Source organism: Streptomyces sp. NPDC050988 (assembly GCF_044456225.1).
Lineage (GTDB): Bacteria > Actinomycetota > Actinomycetes > Streptomycetales > Streptomycetaceae > Streptomyces.
Genome location: NZ_JBITFQ010000012.1, coordinates 218,901 through 234,571, shown reverse-complemented (window position 1 = coordinate 234,571; position 15,671 = coordinate 218,901). Strand labels below are relative to the sequence as shown.

Annotated in this window: 14 protein-coding genes and 1 tRNA gene; 8 read left to right on the top strand and 7 right to left on the bottom strand. The window is 70.6% G+C overall.

From position 1 onward, the window contains the following. Positions 1–93: 93 nt before the first annotated feature. Both ACIBEI_RS26200 and ACIBEI_RS26195 read left to right on the top strand, forming a co-directional pair. Positions 94–1,755 carry a GAF domain-containing protein gene (locus ACIBEI_RS26200; protein WP_398892673.1) on the top strand — a complete coding sequence of 554 codons (1,662 nt, stop codon included), beginning with the start codon at positions 94–96 and terminating at the stop codon, positions 1,753–1,755. Positions 1,756–1,928: 173 nt separating this feature from the next. Beyond that, the gene (locus ACIBEI_RS26195; RefSeq protein ID WP_398892672.1) at positions 1,929–2,975 is read left to right on the top strand and encodes a M23 family metallopeptidase; all 1,047 of its coding nucleotides are present in this window, start codon (positions 1,929–1,931) and stop codon (positions 2,973–2,975) included. A gap of 154 nt (positions 2,976–3,129) precedes the next feature. Here ACIBEI_RS26195 and ACIBEI_RS26190 read toward each other — a convergent pair whose 3' ends face one another. The 7 genes from ACIBEI_RS26190 to ACIBEI_RS26160 all read right to left on the bottom strand — a co-directional run bounded on the left by ACIBEI_RS26190 (position 3,130) and on the right by ACIBEI_RS26160 (position 10,696). Then, positions 3,130–4,017 carry a Cof-type HAD-IIB family hydrolase gene (locus ACIBEI_RS26190; protein WP_398892671.1) on the bottom strand — a complete coding sequence of 296 codons (888 nt, stop codon included), beginning with the start codon at positions 4,015–4,017 and terminating at the stop codon, positions 3,130–3,132. 378 nt (positions 4,018–4,395) lie between these two features. Continuing rightward, a complete protein-coding gene (locus ACIBEI_RS26185; RefSeq protein ID WP_398892670.1) occupies positions 4,396–5,310 on the bottom strand; it encodes an LLM class flavin-dependent oxidoreductase in 915 nt (304 codons plus the stop codon). 135 nt (positions 5,311–5,445) lie between these two features. Then, entirely contained in the window at positions 5,446–5,994 is a 549-nt protein-coding gene (locus ACIBEI_RS26180) for an RNA 2'-phosphotransferase (RefSeq protein ID WP_398892669.1), read from the bottom strand. Positions 5,995–6,116: 122 nt separating this feature from the next. Beyond that, positions 6,117–7,061, bottom strand: a complete 945-nt coding sequence (locus ACIBEI_RS26175) for a MerR family transcriptional regulator (protein ID WP_398892668.1) — start codon at positions 7,059–7,061, stop codon at positions 6,117–6,119. 82 nt (positions 7,062–7,143) lie between these two features. Continuing rightward, positions 7,144–8,067 carry a metal-dependent hydrolase gene (locus tag ACIBEI_RS26170; protein WP_398892667.1) on the bottom strand — a complete coding sequence of 308 codons (924 nt, stop codon included), beginning with the start codon at positions 8,065–8,067 and terminating at the stop codon, positions 7,144–7,146. After that, positions 8,064–9,818, bottom strand: coding sequence for an SDR family oxidoreductase (locus ACIBEI_RS26165; protein ID WP_398892666.1), 1,755 nt, complete (start codon positions 9,816–9,818; stop codon positions 8,064–8,066). The genes ACIBEI_RS26170 and ACIBEI_RS26165 overlap by 4 nt, the downstream gene beginning before the upstream one ends. After that, complete coding sequence (locus tag ACIBEI_RS26160; protein WP_398892665.1) at positions 9,815–10,696, bottom strand: M24 family metallopeptidase; 882 nt, start codon at positions 10,694–10,696, stop codon at positions 9,815–9,817. Before ACIBEI_RS26160 ends, ACIBEI_RS26165 begins: the two co-directional genes overlap by 4 nt. A 421-nt stretch (positions 10,697–11,117) precedes the next feature. On the opposite strand from ACIBEI_RS26160, the gene ACIBEI_RS26155 reads away from it, so the two are divergent. From ACIBEI_RS26155 to ACIBEI_RS26130, 6 genes are all read left to right on the top strand, one after another. Next, complete coding sequence (locus ACIBEI_RS26155) at positions 11,118–12,113, top strand: ABC transporter ATP-binding protein (protein ID WP_398892707.1); 996 nt, start codon at positions 11,118–11,120, stop codon at positions 12,111–12,113. Next, complete coding sequence (locus ACIBEI_RS26150; protein ID WP_398892664.1) at positions 12,103–13,038, top strand: ABC transporter permease subunit; 936 nt, start codon at positions 12,103–12,105, stop codon at positions 13,036–13,038. Before ACIBEI_RS26155 ends, ACIBEI_RS26150 begins: the two co-directional genes overlap by 11 nt. Beyond that, positions 13,035–13,946: an ABC transporter ATP-binding protein gene (locus ACIBEI_RS26145; RefSeq protein ID WP_189841576.1), complete on the top strand. Its 912-nt coding sequence runs from the start codon at positions 13,035–13,037 to the stop codon at positions 13,944–13,946. Before ACIBEI_RS26150 ends, ACIBEI_RS26145 begins: the two co-directional genes overlap by 4 nt. Before the next feature lie 9 nt (positions 13,947–13,955). Continuing rightward, complete coding sequence (locus tag ACIBEI_RS26140) at positions 13,956–14,675, top strand: ABC transporter permease (RefSeq protein ID WP_398892663.1); 720 nt, start codon at positions 13,956–13,958, stop codon at positions 14,673–14,675. Positions 14,676–14,822: 147 nt separating this feature from the next. Next, the gene (locus ACIBEI_RS26135) at positions 14,823–15,104 is read left to right on the top strand and encodes a hypothetical protein (protein ID WP_398892662.1); all 282 of its coding nucleotides are present in this window, start codon (positions 14,823–14,825) and stop codon (positions 15,102–15,104) included. A gap of 330 nt (positions 15,105–15,434) precedes the next feature. Continuing rightward, positions 15,435–15,521, top strand: a tRNA-Ser gene (locus tag ACIBEI_RS26130). Positions 15,522–15,671 lie beyond the last annotated feature (150 nt).

Below are 15,671 nucleotides of genomic sequence, written 5' to 3'. Positions count from 1 at the left end.
GTTCCCCGCGCCCCCAAAAAAAGCCGGGCGGCCGTGCGCTCAGTGGGGAAGGTTCGACTTTCCTTCACAAAAGGGACTAATTAGGCTCTGCGTATGCCAGTCGTGTCGAGCCCCGGTGGTGCCCCGGATTCTGATGATGTGCCGCGGTTGCTGGAGGCGATGCGGTCGGTGGGGAGTGGGCTTGAGCTGCGGTCCACTCTGGAGCGGATCTGTGGGACCGCGGCGGAGCTGGCGGACGCGCGGTACGCGGCGATCGGCGTGGCGGCGGAGGACGGGGACGGGCTCGCCGAGTTCGTGTACCAGGGGGTGGACGCGGAGACGGCCCGGCTGATCGGGCGGCCGCCGGACGGGCACGAGGGGCTCCTGGGGGCGCTCCTGCGCGAGCCCGAACCCGTGCGGCTCGGGGAGCTGACGGAAGACCCCCGCTCGTGCGGGTTCCCGGAGAACCATCCGCGGATGCGCGGCTTCCTGGGCGTGCCCATCCGTGTGCAGGGGGAGATCTTCGGCAACCTCTACCTGGCCGAGAAGCGCGGCGGAGAGCCGTTCGACGACCACGACCTCGACATGGTGCGCGTGCTGGCCGGGGAGGCGGGCATCGCCATCGGGAACGCGCGTCTGTACGAGGCCGCGAAGCAACGCGAGCGCTGGATCGACGGATCCGTGGCCGTCACGACCGCGCTCCTGTCCGGCGGGGACGCCGACGAGGCCCTCCAGGTGGTCGCCGAACAGGCCCGCCGGCTGTCCGACTCGGCCGCCGGACTCGTACTGCTGCCCGCGGCCGAGGGCGGTCTGGAGATCGTCGCCGTGGCGTCCGAGCGGCCGTCGCAGGCGCTGGGTCTCGTGGTGCCGGCCGAGAACGCGGTCGTGGGCGAACTCCTCGCGGGACAAGCCGTGTTCGTCGAGGACGCGGCAACCGACCCGCGCATGCTCAGCGACCTCTCCCGCGGCTACGGTCCGACGATGCTCGTGCCCCTCCAGAGCGGCGGCCGCGTCCTGGGAACCCTCGTCATGGCGCGCGCGGAGGGCGCGCGGCCGTTCTCGGAGACCGAGAGCAACCTGGCGACGCAGTTCGCCTCGCAGGCCGCTCTGGCGCTGATGATGGCGGAGGTGCAGCGCGACCGGGAGCGGCTCGCGGTCTACGAGGACCGCGACCGGATCGCCCGTGACCTGCACGATCTCGTCATCCAGCGGCTGTTCGCCACCGGAGTGATGCTGGAGAGCGCCCAGCGGAGATCCGCCGTGCCCGAGGTGCGACAGGGCGTGGGCAAGGCGGTCGACGAACTCGACGTCACCATCCAGGAGATCCGCACCGCCATCTTCGCGCTCCAGCAGGAGCCGGCCGAGGTGACGACAGGGCTGCGGACACGCGTGCTGCGCGAGATCAACATGGCGGCCGTGCCGCTCGGCTTCAAGCCGTCGCACCACTTCGTCGGTCCCATCGACATGGTGGTCGGCGAACTCACGGCCAAGAACCTCATCGCGGCCCTGCGCGAGGCCCTGTCCAACGCCTTCCGGCACGCGGGGGCATCCCGTATCGACGTCACCGTGGACGCGACCGTGCGACTGCCGGACGGACGGCCCGGTGTACGGCTGACCGTCACGGACGACGGTGTCGGCATCCCCGAGGGCGGGCGGCGCAGTGGGCTCAAGAACCTGGCGCGACGGGCGGAGTCGCTGGGTGGTGACAGTTGGTACGGGCCGGGCAGCGGGGAGGAGAGCGGTGGCGCGTCGGTGGTGTGGGAGGCGCCGCACTGAAGGAACCCGGGCGGGTTCGCCCGGTCCGGGCAGCCGCGGCAAGGCGACCCGCCGAAGTTCCCCGAACCAGGCCCCTGTTCGGCTCAGTGGAGTGGTCCATCCGTGACAACCGGTCCCCCAGGTGTACGACTTGAACAGGACCGGAGCCGGTTGAGCGCGACACGATCCTTGACATGCGCTCACGTCGTCGCCATCCCCTGCTCGTCCCCGTGCTGCTGTGCGCACTCGCCGTCCTGGTGGCCCGGCCCACGTCCGCCGCAGGGGACGCCGACACCCCGGGCGGGCTGAGCGCCGAGGTGGTGCGGCTGTACGACGAGGCGTCCCAGGCGACGCAGCAGTACGAGGCGGGCCGCCGGGCGGCCGAGGTGCAGCGGGGCCGGGCACAGCGGCTGGAGCGGCTCCTCGCGCGTGAGCGAGCGGACATCGCCGCACTGCACGGGGACCTCGGCCGGATCGCGCGCGCCCAGTACCGCAACGGCGGCGGACTCCCGCACACCGCACAGATGCTGCTCGCGGACAGCCCCGATGAACTGATGCGCGGTCAGCGTGCCGTCTGGCAGGCGGATCTGGCGGTCAACAACGCCGTCACCAAGAGCCGCAGGGCCGAGGCACGGCTCGCCGCCGACGAGGAGAAGGCGGCGTCGGCCTGGCAGACGCTGGAGCGGCGCAACGGCGAACTCGCCGAGATCAAACGGGGTATCGAGAAGAAGCTGGAAGAGGCCCAGTGGACGCTCCAGGGGCAGGCGGACGCCTCGGTCGCCGCCGGCGCGTGCCGGGGCGCCGTCCGCCTCGACCAGCCGCGAACGGGCTTCGCCCAGCCGTGGGTCGCGCCGGTGGAGACGTACGAACTCTCCTCGGGCTTCGGCAGCGGCGGTGATCGCTGGGCGAGCCGGCACACCGGGCAGGACTTCGCGGTGGACATCGGTACGCCGGTGCGGTCGGTGGGCGCGGGTCGGGTGGTGAAGGTGTCGTGCGGCGGCGCCTTCGGCATCGAGGTCGTGGTGAAACACGCGGGGGGCTACTACACCCAGTACGCCCACCTGGCCGCCGTCACCGTGGAACAGGGCGAGCGGGTGGCCACGGGGCAGTGGGTCGGCCAGTCCGGCACGACTGGCAACTCGACCGGGCCGCATCTGCACTTCGAGGTGCGCCTGACGCCGCAACTGGGCTCGGGAGTCGACCCGCGGGAGTGGCTGGCCTCGCGCGGGGTTCGGCTGTAGATCGGGGTCCGGGGAGCCGGCCGGTGGTGAGAGCTGGTGACGAGAGCTAGCGCTGGTGACGAGAGCTAGTAGGGGGAAGCTGGTAAGGGGCGGGTGCCAGGACGTCGTCCCTTACTCGTGCTCCGCTCCTCGCGCTCCGCGAGCAACTGCTCGGCTACCGGCGTTCCGCGACTATCCGCTCGATCACGACGGCCACCCCGTCCTCGTTGTTGGCGACCGTACGACCGGAGGCCGCCGCGATCACGTCGGGGTGGGCGTTCCCCATCGCGTACGACGTGCCCGCCCAGGTGAGCATCTCCACGTCGTTGGGCATGTCCCCGAAGGCGACGACCTCCTCGTGCGAGATACCGCGCTCGGCGCAGCACAGCGCGAGCGTGCTGGCCTTGGAGACGCCGGGGCCGCTGATCTCCAGGAGCGCGCTGGGGCTTGAGCGGGTGACGTTGGCCCGGTCGCCGATGGCCAGGCGGGCCGTCATGAGGAAGTCGTCCGGGGCGATCTCGTGGTGGAAGGCGAGGATCTTGAGCACGGGCTCATCGGCACCGGGCGCGTCCGGCGCCAGGAGCTTCTCGGCGGGTGCGAGGGTGTCGGGGATCTCCATGTGCAGCTTCGGATACGCCGGCTCCTGGTAGAAGCCGTACGTCTGCTCGATGGCGAACACGGTCCCGGGCGCGGCATCACGGAGCAGCCGTACCGCGTCGAGCGCGTTCTCCCGTGCCAGCTCGCGGACCTTGACGAAGCGGTGGGCGCCGGGGCCGCCGTGCAGGTCGACCACGGCGGCGCCGTTCCCGCAGATGGCGAGGCCATGACCGTGGACATGGTCGCTGACGACGTCCATCCAGCGGGCGGGGCGTCCGGTCACGAAGAAGACCTCGATGCCGACCTCCTCGGCGGCGGCCAGGGCTGCGACCGTGCGTGGTGAGACGGACTTGTCGTCGCGCAGCAGAGTGCCGTCGAGATCCGTGGCGATCAGGCGGGGCGGGAGAGTGGAGGCCGGGTTCCCGGGCCGTCGGGTCGCTGAGGTCACTTCCTCATTCTCCCGCATATGCGTGCACGGGCGTGCGGCGGACCGCACATGTGAGTGAGCCGTGCCCTCACCTGCGGCTTTGCCAACCCGGGGCTGAGGTGGGGCCTCCTTGAGGGGCGCCTGCGGAGGACTGCCGAAACGGCCGCCGCATCAGTCACCGGAGCGGGCCCAGAACTCGTCCGCCGGAGCCGACCCACCGGCGTCCGTTGACCGGCGTCCGTCCAGCGGCGTCCGTCCGCCGGCGTCGGTCCGTCGTAGCCGGCTCGCCGACGTCGGTCCGCCGGAGCCAGTTGCCGAGGTCCGCCACCGAGGTCCGCCACGGAGGCCCCCCGCCGGAGCCCACCGCCGAACCGAGGCGCCGAACCGAGGCGCCGAACCGAGGCGCCGGACAGGGCCTCAGCCGAGCTGCCCGACGGCCTCCATCGCGATGTGCTCGAAGGTCTTCTCGTCCGCGGCGAAGTCCGGATAGTCCGGGACGGGCCAGTGGATCACGATGTCGGTGAAGCCCAGCTCCATGTGTCGGCCCGCGAAGTCGACGAACGCGTCGAGGGACTCCAGCGGACGCGCGCGGTCCGGGGTGAAGCCGGTGAGCAGGACCTTGTCGAGCTCGTTGACGTCGCGGCCGACCGTCTCGCACGCGGTGGCCAGCTTCTCGACCTGTCCGCGTATGGCCTGAACCGACTGCTCGGGCGTGCCCGTCTCGAACAGCTTCGGGTCGCCCGTCGTCACCCACGCCTGCCCGTACCTGGCGGCGAGCTTCAGCCCGCGCGGCCCGGTGGCGGCCACCGCGAAGGGCAGCCGGGGGCGCTGGACGCAGCCGGGAATGTTGTACGCCTCGCGCGCCGAGTAGAAGGTGCCGTCGTAGGAAACGGAGTCCTCGGTGAGCAGCCGGTCGAGCAGCGGCACGAACTCGCCGAAGCGGTCGGCCCGCTCGCGCGGCGTCCACGGCTCCTCGCCGCTCTTCAGCAGCGTCGTGGCGTCGAAGCCGGAGCCGCCCGCACCGATGCCCAGCGTGATCCGGCCACCGGAGATGTCGTCCAGCGCGATCAGTTCCTTGGCGAGCGTCACCGGATGCCGGAAGTTCGGGGAGGTCACCAGCGTGCCGAGGCGCAGCCGGTCGGTCGCTCCCGCGGCGGCGGTGAGCGTCGGTACGGCCCCGTACCAGGGCCCCTCGCGGAACGTCCGCCACGACAGATGGTCGTACGTGAAGGCGGTGTGGAACCCGAGCTGCTCGGCGCGCTGCCATGCCGAACGCCCTCCCTCGTGCCAGCGGAGGTACGGCAGGATCACGGTGCTCAGGCGCAGACTCATGCCGCAGAGCCTAGGCGGAGCCGCGGGGCGCACCCCAAACGGCCGGTGGGCGGGCCCATGCAAGCCCACGGGGACGGGCCCCGGACAAGCCCGCCGCGATGGGTCTGGGCAAGCCCGCAGGACGGGCCCGGTCGGTCAGTGCGGGGCGGGAAACCGCAGGTAGCGCGGGGGTACGGCGGCCGTGAGCCAGACCCCGTTGGCACTCACCCGGAACTCGTGGCCGTCGCGGTGCATGGCGGCCGCGTCCACGGAGAGCACGACGGGACGGCCGCGGCGGGCGCCGACACGGGTCGCGGTCTCGCGGTCGGGCGAGAGGTGCACGTCGTGCCGGTTCATCGGCCGGAGCCCCTCGGCACGGATCGCGTCCAGGCTGCGGGCGACGGTCCCGTGGTAGAGGTACGCGGGCGGGATCGCCGCCGCCAGGCCCAGGTCGACCTCGACGGAGTGGCCCTGGCTGGCGCGGATCCGCGAGCCCTCGATCGCGAAGCGCCGCTTGTCGTTGTTCGCGACCACGTGGTCGAGCTCGTCCCGGGTGAACCGGAAGCCGTGCGCTTCGGCCGCGGCCATGAGCGTCTCGATCTCGACCCAGCCGCCCTCGTCGAGCGTCAGCCCGATCCGCTCGGGCTGATGCCGCAGATGCTTCGAGAGGTACTTCGACACCTTCACGGTGCGTCTTTCGTCCATCCCGCCAGAGTGCCTGGCGAGACGCTCGTCACGCATTTGATTTTGACCCGGAGGTTTGATCCACAGCCAAGTGCGTTATCCACAGGGCCAGTTGGAGAATCTGTGGACAACTCGCCGACACTTTACGACGGTTCGTCAACTTTCCCGGGCTCAGCATGATTTGCGGCGAGCGCGTCCAAGGCACGGGCCCTGACCTCCCGTTCGGCCGCCACAGCGATGAACTCGGCCGCCTTCTCCGCGCCGACGAGCCGCTCCACAGCGGCCATTGTCTCCGCGGGCACTGCCACGGATCGTGTCTCGTCCGCAGTCACCGGGGGCTGCTCGGCACCGAGGTGCCGACGCAGATGCCGGTTGGCGAACAGTCGCATGGCTCGGGCGAGTTCGGCGTCCACCGTCTGGCGTGCGAGCGGCCGCAGCCGTCGTACGAGCGCGGCCGCTTCGGCGGCGTCCGCGTCGGTCGGCGGATGCTCGCCGAGATAGCGCGCGAAGACGTGCTCGCTGGTGAACTCCAGGAAGCGCGAGGCGATGTGCTCGACCTGCCCCCTCAACTCCCGCAGATGGCCCGAGATCGCGGACAGCGGGACGCCCGCCTCGTACAACTCGGCGGCTACAGCCAGCTCTTGGGGGCTCGGCACGAGGAACGTGTCCTCGTGCCCCGGAACGCGTTCGAGAACCCCGAGCTCGACGGCGTCGGCCACCGCCATGTCGTCCGGGTGGCCGCCGAACCGCTCGTCGAGCTCGGCCCGCGAGATACGGACCGCCTCTTCGTCCGTCCACGGCCCGTCCACCTCCGCGACCAGGCCGAGCACGCCGCCGAGACCCCGGCCCGCGTCCCAGGCCTCCAGGAGTTCCTTGATCGAGGCCAGCGTGTAGCCGCGGTCCAGGAGGTCGGCGATCTGCCGCAGCCGGGCCAGATGGGCGTCCGAGTAGACGTTTGCGCGGCCGCGCCTCTCGGGCCGGGGGAGCAGCCCGCGGTCCTGGTAGGCACGGATCGTCCGGACCGTGGCACCGCTGTGGTGCGCCAGGTCCTCGATCCGGTACGTGACGCCGACCGGCTCGTCGTCCACGGTCCCTGCCTTCCCGAGTCCTCGTCGCCACCCGATACCGCTACCCGATGCCGCCACCACCCGATGCCGCCACCCGCTGCCACTACCCGATCGCGGCTCTGCCGATCGCCCCCGCCGCGGTCCGGGCCGCGGGTGACCGCGCCAGATACTCGACGGCCCTGCGCATCGAGCCCTCCTGCGAGGGATGGTACGAGCGCCGCAGATAGCGCGGCACGGCGGAGCCGAGCTCCTTCCACGTGGGCAGCAGCCCCTTGCGCACCGCCCGGTTGTGCTCCCCGAGCGAGTAGCGCAGCCGCCCGGCCAGCCGCGGGTCGTGACGTATGAGGTAGGCCGCGCCCCACGCCCACATGTACAGCATCACGGGGGCCGTGACCGCCATGCCGGCGACCCTGCGCGCATACCGGGGAAGGCCCTCGCCGCCGCAGTGCTGGTACATGTCGAAGGCGACCGCGCGGTGCTCCACCTCCTCCGCGCCGTGCCAGCGCAGCAGGTCGAGCATGACCTCGTCGGCCCCGGCGCGGTCGAGCCCCTCGGCGGCCAGCACCCAGTCGCCCAGGACGGCCGTGAACTGCTCGATCGCCGCGATCACCGAGAGCCGGAAGCGCAGCCACTCCGGCTCAGGTATCGGTGCGCCGAGCGGTGGGGTCTCACCGAGGATCTTCTGGAAGAGGTAGTCGACGTGCTTCGTGTACGCGGCCGTGTCGAGGTCCTGTGCGGCGAGGTGGTCCAGCACGTACGAGTGCTGCACGCTGTGCGTCGCCTCCTGGCCCATGAACCCCTTGACGTCCTTGAGGAGTTCGGGGTCGCGGACCAGCGGAAGGCCCTCCTTGAAGACCTTCACGAACCACCGCTCCCCCGTCGGCAGCAGCAGGTGCAGCACGTTGATGACGTGGGTCGCGGTCGGCTCGTCCGGTATCCAGTGGAGCGGGGTCTCCTCCCAGTCGAAGGACACCCGCCGGGGAGTGATCGGGTAACGGCCGCTCACGGTGGTGCCTTCATCGGTCACAGGGGTGGCTCCATTCGTGCGATCGCGCGCAGCGCTCTCGGCGTGAAGCGGGACATGAGGCGGCCACCGCGTGCCTCCGCGGTCACGGGCACCACGGCCTGGTTGCGGACGACCGCGCGCAGCACGGCCTCGGCGACCTTCTCCGGCGGGTAGTTGCGCAGCCCGTACAGCCGCGCGGACTTCTTCTGGCGCCGCTTCTCCTCGACGGCGTCGACGCCCGTGAAACGCGCGGTCGACGTGATGTTCGTGTTGATGAAGCCCGGGCAGATCGCCGAGACCCCGATGCCCTGTCCGGCCAGCTCGGCGCGCAGGCACTCGCTGAGCATCAGTACCGCCGCCTTCGAGGTGCTGTAGGCGGGCAGCGTCCTGGAGGGCAGATACGCGGCCGCGGACGCGGTGTTGACGATGTGGCCGCCCTGTCCGCGCTCGGCCATCTGCTTCCCGAAGAGCCGGCAGCCGTGGATCACGCCCCACAGGTTGACGTCGAGGACGTTGCGCCAGTCCTCAGCGGTGGTGTCGAGGAACGAGCCGGACAGCCCGATTCCGGCGTTGTTCACCAGGACGTCGACCACCCCGTACTCCGCGGCGACCTTCTCGGCGAGCTTCTCCATGGCCTGTTCGTCGGAGACGTCGACCGTCTCGGCCCAGGCCTGAGGGGCGCCGATGAGCCGGGACAGTTCCGCGGTGCGGGCCGCGCTCTCCGCGTCCCGGTCGACGGCCACCACGCGCGCGCCGGCCTCGGCGAACGCGAAGGCGGTGGCCCGCCCGATACCGCTGCCCGCGCCGGTGACCAGCACCAACTGCCCGCCGAAGCGGTCGGCGTACGGGCCGGTCGCCGCCGATGTGGTCCTGCCGCCCTCGGTGGTCGTCACGAACTCGGTGATCCAGGCGGCCAGTTGATCCGGCCTGGTGCGCGGGATCCAGTGCTTGGCCGGGAGAGTACGGCGCGTCAACTGCGGGGCCCACAGCTCCAACTCGTCGTAGAGCTTCTCCGAGAGGAACACGTCCCCGAGCGGCGTGATGAGCTGCACGGGCGCGTGTGCGTACGCGTCGGCGCGCGGCCTGCGCAGCCGGGCCCGTACGTTGTCCCGGTACAGCCAGGCGCCGTGCGCGGCGTCCGTGGGCAGCGACGGGGTCGGATAGTCGCCCCCGGGGACCTTCTCCAGCCGCCGCAGGATCTTCGGCCACTGCTTGCCGAGGGGGCCGCGCCAGGCGAGTTCGGGCAGCACCGGAGTGTGCAGCAGGTACACGTACCAGGACTTGGCGCCCTGGCCGAGCAGTTGGCCGACCCTGCGGGGCGTCGGGCGGGACACGCGCTTCTTGATCCAGTGCCCGAAGTGATCGAGGGACGGCCCCGACATCGACGTGAAGGAGGCGATCCGCCCTTCGGTGCGCTTGACGGTGGTGAACTCCCAGGCCTGGACCGAGCCCCAGTCGTGGCCCACCAGGTGGACCGGACGGTCCGGGCTGACAGCGTCCGCGACGGCCAGGAAGTCGTCCGTCAGTTTCTCCAGCGTGAACCCGCCGCGCAGCGGCTGAGGTGCCGTCGAGCGGCCGTGGCCGCGCACGTCGTACAGCACGACATGGAAGCGCAGTGCCAGGCGCGCGGCGACCTCGGACCACACCTCCTTGGAGTCCGGATAACCGTGTACGAGCACCACCGTGGGCTGTGCCGGGTCGCCCAGCTCGGCGACACACAGCTCGACCCCGCCCGTACGCACCCAGCGCTCGCGCGCACCCTCAAGCGTCACTTGTCCTCCGCCCAGCGCCGCACGTGCGGCAGATCGTCATCCAGCCAGAAGGCGCTCTGCTCGGGGTCCTCGGAGTCGGTGACCACCAGGATCTCCTCGAACTTCGCGCCCGTGCCCCGGAATCCGAGGTGCGGCTCGACCGCCCACAGGCCGGGCCGGGGAGGATGGTCGGAGAACCTGTACGGCGACCACAGCGGGGACCAGCCGTCACGGTGGCCGTGGAGCGCGTCGCTCGCCAGACCCTTGAGCGACTGCGTGCCGAACCCGAACAGATTCGGCGACCAGCGCCGCTCCCTGACCCGGTCTACCTTGTGCGCGATCACCCCGAAGGGATACGCCCGGTGCCGGTTCGCGTAGCCCTGGCGGACCATGAGGCGGTCCACGTCCTGGTAGATCTCGCGCAGCGGGCGCCGCTCGCGCACCTCTCGCAGGATCAGCTCGCGGTGGGCCTCCAGGTCGGCGAGGAGCTTGTCCTGCAGCAGGTTGGGCCCCAGCGAGCCGGAGTATCCGATGTCCGCGGTGAAGCCCTTGTAGACGGGTGCCAAGTCGAGGATGAAGGGCATCCCCGCCTCCAGACGTCGGCTGGTGGGGAAGAACTGCAGCGGGATCCGGAAGTCCACGAACGCCGTACGGTCCCCGAACCAGGCGAAGGGCAGATGGAACCAGTCGCGTACGCCGCGCTCGCGCAGCCACTCGCGCTGCATCCGTGCCGCCTCGCGCTCGGTCACGCCCGGCTTCAGCTGCGCCGCGACCGCCTCCGCGCACTCGTACGCGAGCCGCTGCACCTCTCTGAACCCCCGCAGTTCCGCGCCGAGTCCGCCGCCCTTGCCCGAAGAAGTCCCTGGTGAAGCCGCTTCCGCTGCCACTGCCGAGGTCATGCCACCGTCCGTCCCAAGCCGACTGCCGTACACGCCCGCAACTTGACACTGATGAATGTGACAATTATTGGAGGCTGCGTCAATAGGTGTGCACGCGACCTGTGGACAACCGGGCCGATGTGGACAACCGGGCCAGAAGACCAACCAGAGGACCAGGCCGATGGCCAGGGTGACGACGCCCGACGACGGGCCTGACGACCGACCTCATGACCGACCTCATGACCGACCTCATGACCGACCTCATGACCGGCCTATGCGGACAATCGGGCCGAGACGGGCCCCGCGTGATGCCGTCCGTCCGCCGCCGGTTGTTCGACCTGAGGGGGACCCCTACGGGCCCGTAATACCCGAGAGGGACGCCGATACAGCTCCCAGGGTTGACGACCGGTGTGGTCTGCGCCACTACCTTCGAAATGTGACTGTGATCGCGACCGAAAGCCTGAGCAAGCGGTTCCCGAGGGTGACCGCTCTTGACCGGCTCTCCGTGGACGTCGGACCCGGTGTGACCGGACTCGTCGGAGCCAACGGAGCCGGCAAGTCCACACTGATCAAGATCCTGCTGGGTCTGTCCCCCGCCACCGAGGGCCGTGCCGAAGTGCTCGGACTCGATGTCGCCACCAAGGGCGGCGACATCCGTGAGCGCGTCGGGTACATGCCGGAGCATGACTGTCTGCCGCCCGACGTCTCGGCCACCGAGTTCGTCGTCCACATGGCGCGCATGTCCGGCCTGCCCCCGGCGGCGGCCCGCGAGCGCACCGCGGACACGCTGCGCCACGTCGGCCTCTACGAGGAGCGCTACCGCCCCATCGGCGGTTATTCGACGGGCATGAAGCAGCGCGTGAAGCTCGCCCAGGCGCTGGTCCACGACCCACAGCTGGTCTTCTTGGACGAGCCGACCAATGGCCTGGACCCGGTCGGCCGTGACGAGATGCTCGGCCTGATCCGCCGTATCCACACCGACTTCGGCATCTCCGTCCTTGTCACCTCGCACCTCCTCGGCGAGCTGGAGCGCACCTGCGACCACGTCGTCGTCGTGGACGGCGGCAAGCTCCTGCGGTCCAGCTCCACCACGGACTTCACGCAGAGCACGGCGATCCTCGCGATCGAGGTCACCGACACCGACGAGCACCCGGACGGCACCCGCGCGGTGCGCGATGTGCTCCACGCGCGCGGGATCGACACCCACGACGGCACCGGACTGCCCGGCGCGGGCCACATCCTCCTGCTCACGGCGGAGGGCGAGGAGACGTACGACGTCGTACGGGACGTCGTCGCCGACCTGGGCCTCGGTCTGGTGCGCATGGAGCAGCGCAGGCACCACATCTCGGAGGTCTTCACGGACAGCGACGAGCAGGCCGAGCAGGCTCTCCAAGGCGGCGACGAACAGCGGAAGGAGGCGGTCGGCCATGGCGGTTGAGCAGCCCCCGGCACAGACCTCGGCCCAGGCCACGGCCCCGGCCCGCCCGGGCGAGCAGACCCGGATCCACAACATCGGCTACCGCAACTACGACGGCCCGCGCCTGGGCCGTGCGTACGCCCGCCGTTCGCTCTACTCGCAGTCCCTGCGCGGTGCCTACGGCCTCGGCCGCTCGGTGAAGTCCAAGGTGCTGCCGATGCTGCTCTTCGTGGTGATGTGCGTGCCCGCGCTGATCATGGTCGCGGTCGCCGTCGCCACCAAGGCGAAGGACCTGCCCGTCGACTACACGCGCTACGCGGTCATCATGCAGGCCGTCATCGGCCTGTACGTCGCCTCCCAGGGACCGCAGGCCGTCTCCCGCGACCTGCGCTTCAAGACCGTTCCGCTCTACTTCTCGCGCCCCATCGAGACCGTCGACTACGTCCGCGCCAAGTACGCGGCGCTGGCCTCGGCACTGTTCCTGATCACCGCCGCCCCGCTGCTCGTGCTGTACGTGGGCGCGCTGCTGGCCAAACTCGACTTCGCGGACCAGACCAAGGGTTTCGCACAAGGGCTCGTCTCCGTGGCACTGCTCTCCCTCCTCTTCGCCGGCATCGGCCTGGTCATCTCGGCGGTCACGCCCCGGCGCGGCTTCGGCATTGCCGCCGTCATCGCCGTACTGACCATCTCCTATGGAGCCGTCTCCACCGTCCAGGCCATCGCCCACTCGCAGGACAGCACCTCGGCGATCCCGTGGCTCGGCCTGTTCTCACCCATCACGCTCATCGACGGCGTACAGACCGCCTTCCTCGGCGCGTCGTCCTCGTACCCCGGCGAGGTGGGGCCCTCGTCCGGACAGGGCGTCGTCTTCCTCCTCGTCACCCTGGGACTCATCGCCGGTTGCTACGGCCTGCTGATGCGCCGCTACCGAAAGGTCGGACTGTGACCACGCTCACCATCGACCACGTGTCGCGCTGGTTCGGCAACGTGGTGGCCGTCAACGACGTCACCATGACGATCGGCCCCGGCGTCACCGGCCTGCTCGGTCCGAACGGCGCGGGGAAGTCCACCCTCATCAACATGATGGGTGGCTTCCTGGCCCCCTCCACGGGCAGCGTCACGCTCGACGGCCAGGCGACCTGGCGCAACGAACAGATCTACAAGCAGATCGGCATCGTCCCCGAGCGCGAGGCGATGTACGACTTCCTCACGGGCCGCGAATTCGTCGTCGCCAACGCAGAGTTGCACGGCCTCGGCGACAAGGCCGCCCAGCGGGCCCTCGCCACGGTCCAGATGGAGTACGCGCAGGACCGCAAGATCTCCACGTACTCCAAGGGCATGCGCCAGCGCGTGAAGATGGCCTCGGCGCTCGTCCACAACCCGTCCCTGCTGCTCCTCGACGAGCCGTTCAACGGTATGGACCCGCGCCAGCGCATGCAGCTCATGGACCTGCTGCGGCGCATGGGCGACGAGGGCCGTACGGTCCTCTTCTCGTCCCACATCCTCGAAGAGGTCGAGCAACTCGCCTCGCACATCGAGGTGATCGTCGCCGGACGGCACGCGGCGAGCGGCGACTTCCGCCGGATCCGCCGCCTGATGACCGACCGCCCGCACCGCTACCTGGTGCGTTCCAGCGACGACCGTGCCCTGGCGGCCGCGCTCATCGCCGACCCGTCGACGTCCGGCATCGAAGTGGACCTCCAGGAGGGCGCGTTGCGCATCCAGGCGGTCGACTTCCCACGCTTCACGGCACTGCTGCCGCGGGTGGCCCGTGACCACGGCATCCGGCTGCTCACGGTCTCGCCGTCCGACGAGTCCCTCGAGTCCGTCTTCTCGTATCTCGTCGCGGCGTAGGAGGCCAAGATGTACGACCCCACAGTCGCCCGGCTCACCTACCGCGGCCTGCTCGGCCGCCGCCGGGCCCTCATCCTGGGCGCCCTGCCCGCCCTGCTGATCGTCATCTCCGTGGCCGTACGCGGCTTCACGGGCACCGACGACCAGGTGGCCTCGGACGTCCTCGGCGGGTTCGCGCTCGCCACGATGGTGCCGATCATCGGCGTCATCGCGGGCACCGGGGCGATCGGCCCCGAGATCGACGACGGCTCGGTCGTCTACCTGCTCGCCAAGCCGGTCAAACGCCCCACGATCATCTTCACCAAGCTGATCGTCGCCATCGCCGTCACCATGGCGTTCTCGGCGATCCCGACGTTCCTCGCGGGAATGATCCTCAACGGCAACGGCCAGCAGATCGCCGTCGCCTACACGGTGGCCGCGCTGGTCGCCTCCATCGCGTACGCCGCGATGTTCCTGCTCCTGGGCACCATCACGCGGCACGCGGTCGTCTTTGGACTCGTCTACGCCCTCGTGTGGGAGACCCTCTTCGGGTCGCTGGTCTCCGGGGCACGCACGCTCAGCGTCCAGCAGTGGTCCCTCGCCGTGGCCCAGAAGGTGTCCGGCGGCGACCTCGTCACGTCGGACGTAGGGCTGACCACGGGGACGGTGCTGCTGGTCGTGGTGACCGTCGCCGCCACCTGGTTCGCCGGGCAGAAGCTGAGGACGCTGACGCTGGCCGGCGAGGAGTAACCGCTCCGGGGAGTCGGGGCGGCTCCACGCGCGCGTGACCGGCTTTCCGGGGGCACGCGCGCGTGGAGCCTCTTTTGATCTTGAGATCGGCTTTACACGCAGAACGGCACACTTGCTCAAGGGGATGCACAGCGAGGAGGAACGGGGATGGCAGCGCAGGCACCGCGGAGCGAAGGACAGGGCCCGGGCGACGGCCAGGGCCCGGGCGACGGCCAGGGCCAGGGGGCGTCCGAGGACGTCTGGGACGAGCTGGTCCTGGACGACGACTTCATACGGTCCGCCGACACGGCGGAGCCGTCCGCGCGCGCCCGGATGCTCGCGGCCCGCTGGCGGGACGGCGGACCCGACCCGCAGCCCTGGCGCTCCGACGAGCCGCCCGCGGGCTGGTTCTTCAGCAAGGCACGGCGCCGCAGGTGGCGTCGCCGGTAGCGCGCCTCCCGCCTCCGAGTGGCCTCGCCCCCGGCCCCCGGCCCCCTTCGGTCGGCTGCCTTCGGCCGGGCGCAGTGCCCGGCCGGTGATTTATTCGGTGGCGTCCAACTCGGCGTACGGGCACAGTGGTTATGTCCAAGTCGCCGGGTTCCTCCGGCACCACGATCTGGGAGAGGAGCACGACGATGCCTGTCAGTAGCAGTTCGTCGAGCTCCCAGCAGGGCAGCCGACGGGCTCCGGAGTAGTTACGCCTCCGTCGAGTCCGTCCCACACGGGGAGCTGCCCGGGGCGGCCGCTTCGAGCGCGCACATTGGCGCGGGCCGCCCACCCGGAGGATTGGCCGAGCGGTAAGGCACCGGCTTGCTAAGCCGTGGTCGGGGTTGACCCCCCGCGCGTGTTCGATCCACGCATCCTCCGCGAGACGCTGTCGCTGTGACTCGGCGGCGTTCGAGATGCCGCTTCGCGGCTAGATTTCCCGCCGCCCGCCGCCCGCCGCCCGCCGCCCGCCTCTTTCGCCCCTTCAGGGCGGGCCCATCGCGTGCTGTCGCGTGCCGCAGCCGGTATCTC